This is a genomic window from Rhodanobacter sp. L36 (assembly GCF_009765755.1).
Taxonomy (GTDB): domain Bacteria; phylum Pseudomonadota; class Gammaproteobacteria; order Xanthomonadales; family Rhodanobacteraceae; genus Rhodanobacter.
The window spans coordinates 1,312,161-1,325,914 of the sequence record NZ_LMUV01000011.1; the positions used below are offsets into that span (position 1 = coordinate 1,312,161).

The following is a 13,754-nucleotide window of genomic DNA, read 5'->3' on the forward strand; positions in this document are numbered from 1 at the left end:
ACCCGCGACGATGCTTCACCCGTCGTCCTCGACAAACAGCACGCGTCGGGTCATGCCGCAGGTGAGGTCGTAGGAAATGGTGCCTGATTGTGTAGCGACGATTTCCGCCGGTAATCCATCACCCCACAACGTGACGCGATCACCAACTTTCGCCGTCGGTACGCCACGAAGGTCGACGGTGATCAGGTCCATCGACACACGACCGATCAACGGCACGCGACGTTCGCCCACCAGTACAGGCGTGCCTGCGACTGCGCTGCGCGGATAACCGTCGCCGTAACCGACGGCGGCGACGCCCACGTCCATGTGCTCCGGGCAGGTCCAGATGCCGTTGTAGCCGATGCTTTCGCCGCGTCGTATGCGGTTTATCGCGATCAGTTGCGTGCTAAGCGTCATGGCAGGACGAAAACCGAAATCGGCACCACTCTTACCGTCGACGACCGACAACCCGTAAAGCAATCCGCCCGTGCGTACCCAGTCACCGCGCGCTTCCGGCCAGCCAATCACCGCGGCGGAATTGGACAGCGAACGCGGCCCGGTAAACATGCGCGTGGCTTCTGAAAAACGCGCGATCTGCGCGGGCGTTTGTTGGTCGTCGAACACTTCGGAATCGGAGAAGTGTGTCATCAAACCGATGTCGGGATCGATGCCGGCCATCGCGGTCAACCGCGCGTGCACATCGGCCACAAACTCCGGCGCGAAACCCAGTCGATGCATGCCGCTGTCGATTTTCAGCCACACCCGCAGTCGACCGCGTGCGGGCGACGCCTGCGCGAGCCACTGCAACTGCGACTCATGATGAACGGTGGCGTCGAGGTGCAGGCGCTGCATCTCGTTGATGTCGTTTGCACTATCGGGGCCGGAAAGCACCACGATGCGCTGGCGATGTCCCGCAGCTCGCAGACGCAATCCGTCACCGAGCGCGGCCACGGCGAATGCATCGGCATCGTCGTCGAGTGCACGCGCAACGCGCTCAAGCCCGTGGCCGTACGCATCGGCCTTTACCACCGCCATCACCTTCGCTGGCGCGACCATCGCCTTGATGCGTGCGAGGTTGTGACGCAGTGCGCCCAGATGGATGGTGGCGACGGTGGTGCGGCTCATCGTGAGCGAAAATGCCGGATCAATCGAACGAGCCGACGAACGAATCCGGCGCGTAGTTCTCGAACTTGGTGTAGTGGCCGAGGAAGGTCAGCTTGCAGGTGTCGGTCGGGCCGTTTCGCTGCTTGCCGATGATGATTTCGGCCATGCCCTTGTCCGGCGACTCCTTGTTGTAGTACTCGTCGCGGTAGATGAACATGATCACGTCGGCATCCTGCTCGATGGCGCCGGACTCGCGCAGGTCGGACATCATCGGGCGCTTGTCCGCGCGTTGTTCCAGCGAGCGGTTCAACTGCGAGAGAGCGATCACCGGCACGTTCAACTCCTTGGCAAGGCCTTTGAGTGAACGCGAAATTTCTGAAATTTCGGTGGCGCGGTTCTCCTTGTTGCCGGGCACCTGCATCAGTTGCAGGTAATCGATCACGATCAGGCCCAGTCCACCGTGTTCGCGATGCAGCCGACGCGAGCGCGAGCGCAATTCCACCGGTGACAAACTCGGCGTGTCGTCGATGAAGATCTTGGCATCGGACAGGATCTGGATGGCGTTGGAGACGCGCGGCCAGTCTTCTTCTTGCAGGTCGCCGTTGCGCAGATGCTGCTGATGGATGCGACCTACCGACGAAATCAGACGGAAAGCCAACTGCGACGCAGACATTTCCATCGAAAACACAACGACCGCTTTCTTGCCGCGGATCGCTGCGGTCTCGGCAATATTCAGCGCGAAAGCGGTTTTACCCATCGACGGGCGTGCCGCGACGATGATCAGGTCCGATGGCTGCAGACCGGACGTGAGGTTGTCCAGATCGTTGAAGCCGGTGGTCACGCCGGTGAGCTGACCGCGATTCTCGTAGCGTTCGGTGAGCAAGCGGAACGCATCCTTCACTGCCTCGCGCATCGAGACGGAATCCTTCTTGCCGCGCGCGCCGGATTCAGCGATGTGAAACACTCGTTGCTCGGCGTTCTCCAGCACTTCCTGGACGCTGCGACCTTCGGGACGGTAGCCGTCCTCCGTGATCGATGTACCAGCGTCGATCAGCTGGCGCATCACCGATTTCTCGCGAACGATTTCCGCGTAGGCCGTGATGTTCGCGGCACTCGGCGTGCTGTTGGCAAGCTCGATGAGATAGCCCGCGCCGCCGACCATCTCGGCCAGGCCGTTGCTTTCGAACCAGTCGCCCAATGTCACCGCATCACACGGCATGCCCTTGTTGGCCAGCTCGTTGATCGCACGCCAGATCAGTCGATGATCCTTGCGGTAGAAATCCTGTTCGGCCAGCTTGTCGGCCACTTTATCCAGCGCGTCCGGCGCGAGCATCAGTCCACCAAGCACCGCCTGTTCGCCATCGATGGAATGCGGCGGCACGCGCAAGGCTTCGATGGCAGGCGAGGAGGATTTGCGTTCTGGCACGAAGGACATCGATTTACCTCACGGGACGACAGGCAACGCACCGATGCGTCGGCGTCAGTCACACCGACAAGCATCATACGCGGCGTCATCTCATCAGCCGAGACAATAACTCTGTGGATAACCTGTGGGTTGCTGTGGACAGAACGGGCACAGATGCGCTTTGCGAAATGGATATTCGCAAAGAAAACGGGCGCCCGAAGGCGCCCGTTCCGTACTTTGGTTTGCGGCGACGACTTAGTTGTCGCCGACCACGATCACCTTCACCGTGGTGTGCACGTCGGCATGCAGATGCAGCGCAACGTCATACTCGCCGGTGTTGCGAAGCGGGCCTTCGCCCAGAATCACTTCACCCTTGTTGACGGTATGACCTGCCGCCGCCAGAGCCTCGGCGATATCGCGCGGACCAACCGAACCGAACAGCTTGCCCTCGGCGCTGGCGTGAGCGGAGATCGTCACCGACGCATCGGCCAACTTGGTCTTGCGTGCTTCGGCATCGGCCAGGGCGGAGTTGGCCTTGGCTTCGTATTCGGCGCGACGCTGTTCGAACGCAGCCAGATTCGCGGCATTGACGCGAACGGCCTTGCCCTGCGGCAGGAGGAAATTACGACCGTAGCCGGGCTTCACGACGACCTTGTCGCCGAGCGTGCCGAGGCCGCGGACTTTCTGCAGGAGAATGAGTTCCATGATGGTTCCTTTTCGTTAGCGCCGGTGTGGCCCGACGCAGCCAGGACGGTTGTCCGAAGGTTATCCGAATTGCGCCCGACGATATCGGGCGCAACAACCAGCCGCTGCCCGAAGGCTGCGGCTGGCCACGATCAGACGTCGTGGTTGTCGGTGTACGGCAGCAGCGAGAGGAAGCGTGCGCGCTTGATCGCGGTGGCTAGCTGACGCTGGTAGCGCGCCTTGGTACCGGTGATGCGGCTCGGCACGATCTTGCCGTTCTCGGTGACGTACTGACGCAGCGTGTTGAGATCCTTGTAGTCGATCTCTTTCACGTCTTCGGCGGTGAAGCGGCAGAACTTGCGGCGGCGGAAAAATTTGGACATGGTCTGGATTCCTATCAGTCGCTGTCGCGATCGTTGTCGTCGTCGCGGTCACGACCGCGGCCTTCGCTTTCGCCATCGTCGTCGTCGCGGCGACGCGAGGTCTTGGCATCATCCTTTTCCTTGCTCTTCAGGATGAAGGACGGCTCGGAATCGGCTTCGTCGCGACGCACCACCAGGTGGCGCAGCACGGCGTCGTTGAAGCGGAAACCCGACTCCAACTCGTTCAGCGCGTTCTGGCTGACTTCGATGTTGATCAGCACGTAATGTGCCTTGGCCAGGTTCACGATCGGATAGGCCAGCTGACGACGGCCCCAGTCTTCCAGACGGTGGATCTTGCCGCCATCCGTCTCGATCAGCGCTTTGTAGCGCTCGATCATGGCGGGAACCTGCTCGCTCTGGTCAGGGTGGACCAGAAACACGACTTCGTAATGACGCAGCGTCATCGTTAGGTAACTCCTTGTGGATGCGGCCTCGCGGCCTCGCAGCCTCCCGCCGTTGCGGTGAGGCAAGTACCGTCGACGCCCAAACGGGCGCGGACAGAAGCGGAATTGTAAGCGGCGGCACAAGCTGGGCGCAAGCTATTGATGTGAAAGGCGTCGAACCTTCGGGGCCGCCAGCGTGGCGATTTCAAACCGGAATGACACTCAGCCGACGGTAAAACTCTCGCCGCAGCCACACTCGCCGGTCGCATTCGGGTTATGAAAGACAAAGCTGGCGTTGAGTCCCTGGCGCTGAAAATCGATCACGGTGCCCTCTACCAGAGCCAGGCTCTTGTCGTTGACGATCAGCGGCAGGCCATCAATTTCCACAAGCTGATCGCCCTTGCCTATCGCATCAGCCAGATCCACTACATAAGCGAAACCCGAGCAGCCAGTGCGCTTCACGCCAAACCGCACGCCCGCCGCCGTCGGCGTGACGGACAGGAAGTGGCGCATGCGTTCGCTGGCGGCTGGCGTAATGGTGATGGTCATAGCGATGAGTGCTTGCGAAGTGTTGGGTGCAGATACCTGCCTGCGTAGTCGCGGGCCGGGCGATAGCTACATTATCATGGTGCTCTTGCGCGCCGCGTGCGCCCGTCTTCATTACACACGCCGATACGAGGCGGTCGCTCCGCGACCCAGCCGATATGCGGCATCCAGCAGGGAGTTTCAATCCATGGCCGTGGTTAGCCCGACGATTTGCAGCGTGAAACAAGCCTTGTCCGGCTCCATCGAGGCTAACAGCGCAGTCACCGTGCGCGGTTGGGTACGCACGATTCGTGATTCCAAGGGCGGCCTGTCCTTCGTCAACGTAACCGATGGCTCGTGCTTCGATCCGATCCAGGCGGTGGTCACTGACAAGGTGGCCAACTTCGAAAGCGAGGTGAAGCACCTCACCACCGGTGCAGGCCTGATTGTCACCGGCACACTGGTTGCCTCGCAGGGCAAGGGGCAGCGTTTCGAAATCCAGGCCGAAACGGTCGAGGTCACGGGCTTCGTGGACGATCCGCTGACCTACCCGATCCAGCCCAAGCCACACACGATGGAGTTCCTGCGCGAAGTCGCTCATCTGCGTCCGCGCACCAACCTCTTCGGCGCGGTGACGCGTGTGCGGCACACGATGATGACGGCGATCCATCGCCACCTCACCGAACAGGGTTTCTTCTGGATCAACACGCCGATCATCACGACTTCCGATGCGGAAGGCGCCGGCGACATGTTTCGCCTGTCCACGCTGGACTTGGCCAACCTGCCGCGCGACGACAAAGGCAAGATCGACTTCCGCAAGGATTTCTTCGGTCGTGAGGCATTCCTCACTGTTTCGGGCCAGCTCAATGTCGAGGCGTATTGCCTGGCGATGAGCAAGGTCTACACGTTCGGCCCGACATTCCGTGCAGAAAATTCCAACACGCCACGTCACCTCGCCGAGTTCTGGATGGTCGAACCGGAAATCGCCTTTGCGGATCTTGCTGCCGATGCCGACTGCGCCGAAGCGTTCCTGAAGGCAATCTTCAAAGCCGTGCTGGACGAGCGCGCCGACGACATGGCGTTCTTCGCCGAACGCGTAACGCCGGATGCAATCAGCCGTCTAGAAGCTTTTATTGCCAAACCGTTCGAGCGGATCGACTATACTGATGCCATCGCGATACTGCAGAAGTCCGGGCAGAAGTTCGAATACCCGGTCGCCTGGGGCATCGATCTGCAAACCGAGCACGAGCGTTACCTGGCCGAGAAACATATTGGCCGTCCCGTGGTCGTAATGAATTACCCCGAGAAAATCAAGGCGTTCTACATGCGCTTGAACGATGACGAAAAGACCGTCGCCGCCATGGACGTGCTTGCGCCGGGCATTGGCGAAATCATCGGTGGCGCGCAGCGCGAAGAACGGCTGGATTACCTCGACCGGCGCATGGCGCAGTTCGGCCTGGACGTCGAAACGTACGGCTGGTACCGCGACTTGCGCCGTTACGGCACGGTGCCGCACGCCGGCTTCGGACTCGGCTTCGAGCGTCTGCTGGTCTACGTCTGCGGTCTCGCAAACATCCGCGATGCCATTCCCTATCCGCGTGCCGCCGGCACGGCCGAATTCTGAGTATTCAAACCTGCCAATGTCACATCGTTTCCTCACCATCGCCCTGCTTGCTTTCGCCGTGCTGCTCGGCGGATGTCATACGGCGAAGATTCTGATTCCTCCCAACCTGCGGCCGCCCAGCGAAAACTCCGGCGACAACCTCAAGCAGGCGGCGAAAAAATTGCAGGACGCATCGCCATGCTGCAGCAGTTTTGCCGACTTCTCCTACGAGACGATGCTGCCCTGGCAGCCACAGAAATTCGTGATGGGCGTCGGCAGCATGGTGGCCAACCTCAACGGCGCGCACAGCTATTTCGTCGCTTTTCGCCTGCCTGAAAATGCCAAGGTGCCCTACCGCGTCGCATTGAAATCGGAATTGAATGGCCGCTGGCTGCATACCAGTTATCTCTTCGCTCCGACCATCGTGATGCTCGACGACGGATTCCAGCCGATCCACAGCGAAGACGTCGGACTGTGCGAACACATGGGCTGGAGCGATGAAACCACCGGCGCATTCGGCAGCTTTACCGTGGACAGCGCCAAGGCCCGCTACCTGCTGGTCTACAGCTCGGCTGCGCAACAGGCGGGCAAGACCTATTGGGAGCAATCGCCCGCGTCGGTTCCCACCAGCACCGCAGCAACGCTCCAGATGAATACCGCCGGCAGCTTCAGCGTGCCGCACGGTCCCGACGGTTCGGTGTGGGTCGGCATGATGAACAAGACCTATGCCAAGGCCGTCGGCAGTGCGATCTGCAAGAAGGCCGCCGATGGCAATGGCCTGCTTAATACCATCCGCACTGCCATTCCGATTCCGTGGAGCAGCGACAAATCCAAGGGCAGCACGCCGGTCAGCAGCACGCAATGATCACGCTCTATATCGCGCTGCTCGCCGGTGGCGTCGTATTTTTCGTGTTGTCGTACATCGCGCTTTTCATGCTGGCTCGGCGCATGAGAACGCGTTATCCGCAGCAGTGGAAAATCATTGCGGAGCCGGAACAAGGCCGAAGCAACGCGCTGCGTACTTGGGTGCGTCTACAACACGCGGTCCGTTCACCCGCCCTGCCCGCGCTGGAAGACAAAAAGTTGAACGGCTGGCGCACCGTATGGCGCTGCAGCCCTCCACTGGGCTGGCTGTGTTTTCTGGGCGCATTGGCTATGCGTTTTCTGCTGCGGTGATATTTAAGGAGACGCCATGCAACTGGAGTTGAGCGGACGCCACGCGCTGGTCTGCGGCGCATCCAAGGGCATCGGTCGCGCGACGGCCATTGAACTGGCCGAACTCGGCGCCAGCGTCACCTTGCTCGCCCGATCCGGCGAAGCGCTCAAGGAAGTCGCAAACGCATTGCAACAACGCGACGGCCAGCAGCACGACTGGCGCAGTGTCGACATGCTGGACACCGCTGGTTTGCAGTCGACCGTCACAGAACTGGCTGCGAAACAGCCGGTGCATATCCTGATCAACAACACCGGTGGCCCGCCAGCGGGCCTGGCGCACACCGCGGAGAGCACGGCCTTCGAGATCGCCTTCAGGCAGCATCTGCTCGCAGGCCAGGCGCTCGTGCAGGCAGTCTTGCCGGGAATGCGCGCAAGCGGTTTCGGCCGAATCATCAACGTGATTTCTACCTCCGTGAAGGAACCCATCGCAGGGCTTGGCGTGTCGAACACCGTGCGTGCAGCGGTCGCTGCATGGGCCAAGACCTTGTCGGGCGAACTCGCCGCCGATGGCATCACCGTCAACAACGTGCTGCCTGGCTACACGCGAACGGATCGCCTGAATGGCTTGCTGGCTTTGCAGGCCGCGGCGAGTGGCCGAAGCGAAGACGACATCGCCAAGGACATGCTGGCCACGGTTCCCGCTCGCCGCTTTGGCGAAGCGAGTGAAATCGCCGCAGTCATCGCATTCCTCTGCTCACCTGCGGCGGGCTACGTCAACGGCGTCAGCATCGCCGTGGACGGTGGCCGCACGCGTGCATTGAGTTGAGCCTCGCCAACGTCAGTGCAATTGCCTCACGCTGGTTTTAAGCTTGCGCCGATGTCCCCATTGCGCCTCACCAATCTGATCGACGGACGCCTGCAGGCGCCGCATCACGATGCGTGGCTCGATGTGCACGAGCCCGCCGCCGGTTCCGTCTTCGCGCTTTGCCCCGATTCCTCTTCGTCGGATGTCGACGCCGCTGTCGACGCCGCATCGCATGCCGCGCCCGGTTGGGCCAGCACGCCAGCGGACCAGCGCGCGCGTTTGTTGCAAAAACTGGCGCAGCTGATCGAGTCACGGCTTGAGGAATTCGCCGCACTGGAATCACGCGACAGTGGTAAGCCACTGGTGCTTGCGCGCACGGTGGACATCCCACGCGCCATAAGCAACCTGCGTTACTTCGCCGCCGCGGCGATGACTATGGGCAGCGAATCGCACACGATGGAAACCGGGCTTCCGGGCACAGGTGCCATCAACTACACATTGCGCCAACCGCTCGGTGTGGTTGGCTGCATCAGCCCGTGGAATCTGCCGCTCTATCTCTTTACCTGGAAGATCGCCCCGGCACTCGCTGCGGGCAATACGGTCGTGGCCAAGCCCTCGGAAATCACGCCATGCACCGCGGCGTTGCTTGGCGAACTGAGCATTGAGGCAGGTTTTCCGAAGGGTGTGCTGAACATCGTTCAAGGTCGTGGCCCATCGGTCGGACAAGCCATCGTGGAGCACGCGCTAATCAAGGCAGTGTCGTTCACCGGCAGCACGGCGACCGGCTCACACATTGCCGCAGTGGCCGCCACGCAGTTCAAGAAAGTGTCGTTGGAGATGGGCGGGAAAAATCCCGCCATCGTGTTCGCAGATGCCGATTTGTCGGATGCGAATCTCGACACCATTGTTCGCTCGGGCTTCGCCAATCAAGGCGAAATCTGTCTGTGCGGATCGCGCCTGCTGGTGCAACGTTCGATCTACGAAACTTTTCGCGAGCGTTATCTCGATCGCGTTCGCGCGCTCGCCGTTGGCGACCCGAATGAACGCACAAGCGATCTCGGCGCGATGGTTTCCGAAGCGCACTACAACAAAGTGCTGGGTTGCATCGAACGGGCGAGTGCTGAAGGCGGCACGATTCTCTGCGGCGGTGACAGCGTTCGCGTGGCCGGCCGTTGCGAGAGCGGCTGGTTCATCGCTCCCACGGTCGTTGAGGGTTTGCCCCGCGCGGCACAGACCAATCAACAGGAAATTTTCGGGCCGGTGGTGAGCCTGATTCCGTTCGACGACGAAAGCGAAGCGCTGGCGATCGCCAACGACAGCCGCTACGGTCTCGCCGCATCCGTCTGGACGCAGGATCTATCCCGCGCGCATCGTCTTTCGGGACAGCTCGACTTCGGCATCGTGTGGATCAACTGCTGGATGATGCGCGATCTGCGCACACCGTTCGGCGGCAGCAAGCAATCCGGCATGGGTCGCGAAGGCGGCATCGAGGCCATGCACTTCTTCACCCAGACCAGAAATATCTGCGTCCGTTACTGAATCAATCGCGCGACGTCGTCGCATGAAACGGGAGTTCTCTTGACCAGTCCCCTGCAAGACCTGATCGATGGCAACCGACGCTGGGCTTCCTCGATGAATGCGCAGGATCCGCATTTCTTCGAGGCACTCGCCAAGCAACAATCGCCGAAGTACCTGTGGATCGGTTGCTCCGATTCACGTGTTCCCGCTACCCAGATCGTCGACCTTCCGCCTGGCGAAATCTTCGTGCAGCGCAACGTGGCCAACGTGGTCGCGCACAGCGATCTCAATTGTCTGAGCACCATGCAGTTCGCCGTGGATATCCTCAAGGTCGAACACATCATCATCGTCGGCCACTACGGCTGCGGCGGCATCCAGGCGGTGCTCGACGAAAAACGCCTCGGTCTCGTCGACAACTGGTTGCGGCACGTGGGCGATGTCGCTGAAAAGCACGCGTCGATGCTCGCTTCGCTCGACCTCATGGCGGTACGCAATGCGCGGCTGTGCGAACTCAATGCCATCGAACAAGTGACCAACACCTGCCGAACCACCATCGTGATGGACGCCTGGGAACGCGGACAGAATCTTTCGGTACACGCGTGGTGTTACAGCCTCGACAACGGGCACATGAACGATCTGGACATGCACGTCGATTCGCGCGCCGGGCTGGAGCCTCAGTACGAACGCGCGTTGCAACGGCTGGTTCGTTCGCCGGCCAGTACGCGGTGAGCGACATCGTGCGCACCACCTCGGCACCCGCGCCGATCGGCGCTTATCCGCACGCGCGACGTGTCGGGGACCTGCTGTTTATCTCTGGCGTCGGCCCTCGCCAACCCGGCAGCAACATCATCCCTGGCAACGTGCATGACGCCGAAGGGCGGCTGGTGAGTTATGACATCGACGCACAATGCCTCCAGGTGTTCGCGAATGTCCGCGCGATCCTCGAAGCAAGCGGTGCGGCATGGAGCGATCTGGTCGACGTTACCGTTTTTCTGACCGACATGTCGCGCGACTTTGCTGCCTACAATCGCCTTTACTCCAGCCATTTCGCAGATGTCGATGCATGTCGCACGACGGTTGGAATCACTGCCCTGCCGACGCCCATCGCGATCGAACTGAAATGCATCGCAGCGTTGAAAGCACCGGCACTTTAGACAATCGCGCCAAGTCATCACCGATTGCTTCAGGACACAAAAAACCCGACGGCGAACCGGCGGGTTTTTCCATTGGCGCTTCTTTTATTCGAACTCGAAGGTCAGCCTGCCGTACTGGATGAAGCAGGCGCGGTCGTCGATGCCTTGTGATGCTTTTTCTTGTGATGGGTTTTGGGCGCAGTGGTCGCAGCAGGCGCAGCAGTTGCAGCGGGCGCCGGTGAAGCCATCGGAGCAGCCGCGGGCGCGGGAGTCGGCGCAGGAGCTGGTTGTGGGGCGGTGGCCTGTGCCAGCACGGAACCGGAAACGGCAATGCCTGCAGCAAGCAGGGAAGCGATCGCAAATTTACGCATGATGTCCAGCCTCGCACGATGTGTATCGCGAACCCGGCCGGAACCCGGCTGCTCGGGTGGCGCGACGTAACGACCATTGCAGCCCGACATCGTACCGACGCTGAATATGTGAATGCCTTTGCACAAACCTAACAAGGTTCGAAAAAGGTCACGTGACCGGCAAAAACCTGCGCCTAAGCCACGCACTGCTGCAGCATGCGTCCGATCAATTCCTGCACGGCGACGCACTTCACGTCGTCGTATTCAAAGCTTTCCTCGTCCATGTAATTCAACTGCACGAGTTCGAGCTGCACGCCCTGCACGCCGTGTTTTGGACGTCCATAGTGACGCGTGATGTAACCACCCTTGAAGCGGCCGTTGACCGCATGACTGAACAACGACTGCGATTCAAGGCAGCCGGTCAATCGCCTCTGCAGAGCTGCGTCGCAACTCTCGCCTGATACGGTACCGAGATTGAAATCCGGCAAGCGCCCTTCGAACAGCATCGGCACGCGACTGCGAATCGAATGGCCTTCCCACAATACCGCGCTGCCGTGTAATTCGCAGAGCCTTGCCAGCTCGTCGGCGAGCGCCTGGTGATACGGCAGCCAGTAATCGCGTATCCGCTGCTGGACTTCGTCGGCATCCGGTTCGAGCCCTTCGCGATACAGCGGCTCGCCGCCGAAACCGACGGTCGATACCAAGCTTGTTTCGCGCAAACCCGGATACAACGCATGGCCATCGGCAGGTCGGTTGAGATCGATCACGTAGCGCGACATCCGCGGCTTCAACACGCTCGCGCCTATCGAAGCTGCAAGCGGTTCGTACAACCGGCCCACGTGCCAGTCCGTATCCGGCGAGCGACGCGCTGCCGGATACATGCGCTTGGCAATGTCGTCGGGAATAAAACGGCCGTCGTGCGGCAGGCTGATCAGAAGCGGCGCGCGACCGCGTTGCAGAGTGAAGTGGGTCATGCGCGCCATTGTACTCAGCTCATCAATACAAGCTCTTCGGCGGAACTGGGATGAATCGCCACCGTGGCATCCAGGTCGCGCTTGCGCGCACCAAGCTTCAGCGCCACCGCAAATCCCTGCAACATTTCATCGACACCGGGTCCCATGGCGTGAATGCCGACCACTCGTTCGTCGTCGCCGACACAGACAAGCTTCATCAGGCTGTGATCCTTGCGCCCGGTCAACGCCACCTGCATCGGCGTGAAGCGGCTTCGATAAACAGTTACTGCCGCGCCATGGCGTTTGCGCGCCTCCGCTTCGGTCAATCCCACGATGCCGAGAGGCGGCTTGGCGAACACGACGCTGGGGATGTTCTCGTTATCGAGATGCGCATCGTCCAGACCGCCGAACAGGCGGTCGGCGAGATGGCGGCCAGCGGCCACTGCTACCGGAGTCAAGGCCTTGTTCGCAGTGACGTCACCGACAGCATGAATACCGGAAATATTGCTGTCCTGCCGCGCATTGGTGATGACGTGGCCATGTTCGTCAACCAGCACATCCGCCGCCGACAAGTTCAGCGACTCCGTGTTCGGCACCCTTCCAACCGCCCAGATCACGGCTTCGTAAGGACCAAGAGCGTCCGCTCCTTCATCCATCAACACGATGCCGCGATCATCGCGATGCGCCGCCGTGATATGGCTGTGTCGAACCATGCGAATGCCCTGCGCGGTCATCTGGCCAGCCAATTCCTCGACCAGTTCTTCGTCGAACCCGTCAAGCAGACGATCGCGCACCAGCAAGTCCACCTGACTGCCGAGTGCCTGCAGCAGGCAGGCAAATTCGACCGCGATGTAGCCACCGCCAACAATCGCTACTTTTTTTGGCCGGACGTGCAGCGCAAATATGTCGTCGGACACCATACCCAGATCGAAGCCCGGTAGCTGTAATCGACGTGGACGCGCGCCGGTGGCGATCACGATCTGTTTCGCCTGCAGCTTGCGACCATCCGACAATTCGACTGTATCCGGCTTGATGAAGCGCCCCTCGCACCGGTACAACTCGACGCCTGCGTCCTGCAGGCGCTGTGCGTAGCGAGTTTCTATTCCATCGACATATTTCCGCCGCAACTCGCGAAATCGTTCCCAGTCGAGTTCGCCAGGCCGGGAATCAAAACCCACATCGACGGCCATCTGTTGCAGTTGCGCCCACTGGGCAGCAAACCACAGCGCTTTCTTCGGCACGCATCCACGATGGACGCAGGTACCACCGAGTTCGCGCGGGTCGACCAACGCTACTCTGGCGCCGTGTTGCGCTGCACGGAAAGCGGTTGCGAGGCCCGCGGATCCGGCACCGAGCACGATCAGGTCAGGATTTGAGGACATCTGGATTTTCTCGACAATCAACAATCAACCCTACTTGATCGAGGCCAAATTCGTCACTGTTCGCAAGATGGATGGTCGCGATCGAGGCAACAATCCATAATCAACAGCCAAAGCCGGGCATTTTTGTCACGCATTGGCTCTTGTTTCACTTATATTTCATGCGCACGCTTGCAGTTGGATGTCCGGGTGGGCTCGTATGCTGACAAAAATACTTCTCTCATCCGTATTGGCTCTTTCAGCATTCGCTACAGCGTCAGCGAACGCGCAATCATTTGATCGAGCTCAACTCGAGCTCTTTCAGAACTTGTCTCGACAGAAAACCGACCTTGGACGATATGCGTATCTGACCCAAA

At 60.5% G+C, this 13,754-nt stretch carries 15 protein-coding genes; 7 read left to right on the top strand and 8 right to left on the bottom strand.

The annotated features are described in order from the left end of the window. Window positions 1-15 precede the first annotated feature (15 nt). From alr to GSQ73_RS15705, 6 genes are all read right to left on the bottom strand, one after another. A complete protein-coding gene (gene alr / locus GSQ73_RS15680) occupies window positions 16-1,104 on the bottom strand; it encodes an alanine racemase (RefSeq protein WP_158885640.1) in 1,089 nt (362 codons plus the stop codon). A gap of 19 nt (window positions 1,105-1,123) precedes the next feature. Next, on the bottom strand, window positions 1,124-2,518 hold the full coding sequence (locus GSQ73_RS15685) for a replicative DNA helicase (RefSeq protein ID WP_158885642.1): 1,395 nt from the start codon (window positions 2,516-2,518) through the stop codon (window positions 1,124-1,126). A gap of 225 nt (window positions 2,519-2,743) precedes the next feature. Continuing rightward, window positions 2,744-3,193 (bottom strand): 50S ribosomal protein L9, encoded by a 450-nt coding sequence (gene rplI / locus GSQ73_RS15690; RefSeq protein ID WP_158885643.1) that lies wholly within the window; start codon window positions 3,191-3,193, stop codon window positions 2,744-2,746. Window positions 3,194-3,324: 131 nt separating this feature from the next. Further along, a complete protein-coding gene (gene rpsR, locus GSQ73_RS15695; RefSeq protein ID WP_007081973.1) occupies window positions 3,325-3,555 on the bottom strand; it encodes a 30S ribosomal protein S18 in 231 nt (76 codons plus the stop codon). 14 nt (window positions 3,556-3,569) lie between these two features. Then, a complete protein-coding gene (gene rpsF / locus GSQ73_RS15700) occupies window positions 3,570-3,998 on the bottom strand; it encodes a 30S ribosomal protein S6 (RefSeq protein WP_158885645.1) in 429 nt (142 codons plus the stop codon). A gap of 201 nt (window positions 3,999-4,199) precedes the next feature. Then, window positions 4,200-4,526 carry an iron-sulfur cluster assembly accessory protein gene (locus GSQ73_RS15705; protein WP_158885647.1) on the bottom strand — a complete coding sequence of 109 codons (327 nt, stop codon included), beginning with the start codon at window positions 4,524-4,526 and terminating at the stop codon, window positions 4,200-4,202. 184 nt (window positions 4,527-4,710) lie between these two features. Here GSQ73_RS15705 and asnS point away from each other — a divergent pair, with 184 nt between their 5' ends. From asnS to GSQ73_RS15740, 7 genes are read left to right on the top strand one after another with little or no spacing between them, the layout of a single operon-like run. Further along, window positions 4,711-6,126, top strand: a complete 1,416-nt coding sequence (gene asnS, locus GSQ73_RS15710; protein ID WP_158885649.1) for an asparagine--tRNA ligase — start codon at window positions 4,711-4,713, stop codon at window positions 6,124-6,126. Window positions 6,127-6,142: 16 nt separating this feature from the next. Then, complete coding sequence (locus GSQ73_RS15715; RefSeq protein WP_158885651.1) at window positions 6,143-6,970, top strand: MalM family protein; 828 nt, start codon at window positions 6,143-6,145, stop codon at window positions 6,968-6,970. Then, the gene (locus tag GSQ73_RS15720; protein WP_158885653.1) at window positions 6,967-7,281 is read left to right on the top strand and encodes a hypothetical protein; all 315 of its coding nucleotides are present in this window, start codon (window positions 6,967-6,969) and stop codon (window positions 7,279-7,281) included. The genes GSQ73_RS15715 and GSQ73_RS15720 overlap by 4 nt, the downstream gene beginning before the upstream one ends. Before the next feature lie 16 nt (window positions 7,282-7,297). Continuing rightward, window positions 7,298-8,086 carry an SDR family oxidoreductase gene (locus GSQ73_RS15725; protein WP_158885655.1) on the top strand — a complete coding sequence of 263 codons (789 nt, stop codon included), beginning with the start codon at window positions 7,298-7,300 and terminating at the stop codon, window positions 8,084-8,086. Between the two features lie 51 nt (window positions 8,087-8,137). Continuing rightward, entirely contained in the window at window positions 8,138-9,604 is a 1,467-nt protein-coding gene (locus GSQ73_RS15730; RefSeq protein ID WP_158885657.1) for an aldehyde dehydrogenase, read from the top strand. A gap of 39 nt (window positions 9,605-9,643) precedes the next feature. Continuing rightward, window positions 9,644-10,312: a carbonate dehydratase gene (gene can / locus GSQ73_RS15735; protein WP_158885659.1), complete on the top strand. Its 669-nt coding sequence runs from the start codon at window positions 9,644-9,646 to the stop codon at window positions 10,310-10,312. After that, window positions 10,309-10,737 (top strand): Rid family hydrolase, encoded by a 429-nt coding sequence (locus GSQ73_RS15740; RefSeq protein ID WP_158885661.1) that lies wholly within the window; start codon window positions 10,309-10,311, stop codon window positions 10,735-10,737. The genes can and GSQ73_RS15740 overlap by 4 nt, the downstream gene beginning before the upstream one ends. Before the next feature lie 523 nt (window positions 10,738-11,260). Here the strand turns inward: GSQ73_RS15740 and hutG are convergent. Both hutG and gorA read right to left on the bottom strand, forming a co-directional pair. Further along, window positions 11,261-12,040: an N-formylglutamate deformylase gene (gene hutG / locus GSQ73_RS15745; RefSeq protein WP_158885663.1), complete on the bottom strand. Its 780-nt coding sequence runs from the start codon at window positions 12,038-12,040 to the stop codon at window positions 11,261-11,263. A gap of 14 nt (window positions 12,041-12,054) precedes the next feature. Further along, complete coding sequence (gene gorA, locus GSQ73_RS15750; protein WP_158885665.1) at window positions 12,055-13,401, bottom strand: glutathione-disulfide reductase; 1,347 nt, start codon at window positions 13,399-13,401, stop codon at window positions 12,055-12,057. Window positions 13,402-13,754 lie beyond the last annotated feature (353 nt).

Coding starts and splice junctions, on each gene's coding strand:
- rplI (WP_158885643.1), bottom strand. CDS start 3,193: ATGGAACTCATTCTCCTGCAGAAAGTCCGCGGCCTCGGCACGCTCGGC.
- rpsR (WP_007081973.1), bottom strand. CDS start 3,555: ATGTCCAAATTTTTCCGCCGCCGCAAGTTCTGCCGCTTCACCGCCGAA.
- GSQ73_RS15725 (WP_158885655.1), top strand. CDS start 7,298: ATGCAACTGGAGTTGAGCGGACGCCACGCGCTGGTCTGCGGCGCATCC.
- gorA (WP_158885665.1), bottom strand. CDS start 13,401: ATGTCCTCAAATCCTGACCTGATCGTGCTCGGTGCCGGATCCGCGGGC.
- GSQ73_RS15730 (WP_158885657.1), top strand. CDS start 8,138: ATGTCCCCATTGCGCCTCACCAATCTGATCGACGGACGCCTGCAGGCG.
- asnS (WP_158885649.1), top strand. CDS start 4,711: ATGGCCGTGGTTAGCCCGACGATTTGCAGCGTGAAACAAGCCTTGTCC.
- GSQ73_RS15705 (WP_158885647.1), bottom strand. CDS start 4,526: ATGACCATCACCATTACGCCAGCCGCCAGCGAACGCATGCGCCACTTC.
- alr (WP_158885640.1), bottom strand. CDS start 1,104: ATGAGCCGCACCACCGTCGCCACCATCCATCTGGGCGCACTGCGTCAC.
- GSQ73_RS15685 (WP_158885642.1), bottom strand. CDS start 2,518: ATGTCCTTCGTGCCAGAACGCAAATCCTCCTCGCCTGCCATCGAAGCC.
- hutG (WP_158885663.1), bottom strand. CDS start 12,040: ATGACCCACTTCACTCTGCAACGCGGTCGCGCGCCGCTTCTGATCAGC.
- GSQ73_RS15715 (WP_158885651.1), top strand. CDS start 6,143: ATGTCACATCGTTTCCTCACCATCGCCCTGCTTGCTTTCGCCGTGCTG.
- rpsF (WP_158885645.1), bottom strand. CDS start 3,998: ATGACGCTGCGTCATTACGAAGTCGTGTTTCTGGTCCACCCTGACCAG.
- GSQ73_RS15720 (WP_158885653.1), top strand. CDS start 6,967: ATGATCACGCTCTATATCGCGCTGCTCGCCGGTGGCGTCGTATTTTTC.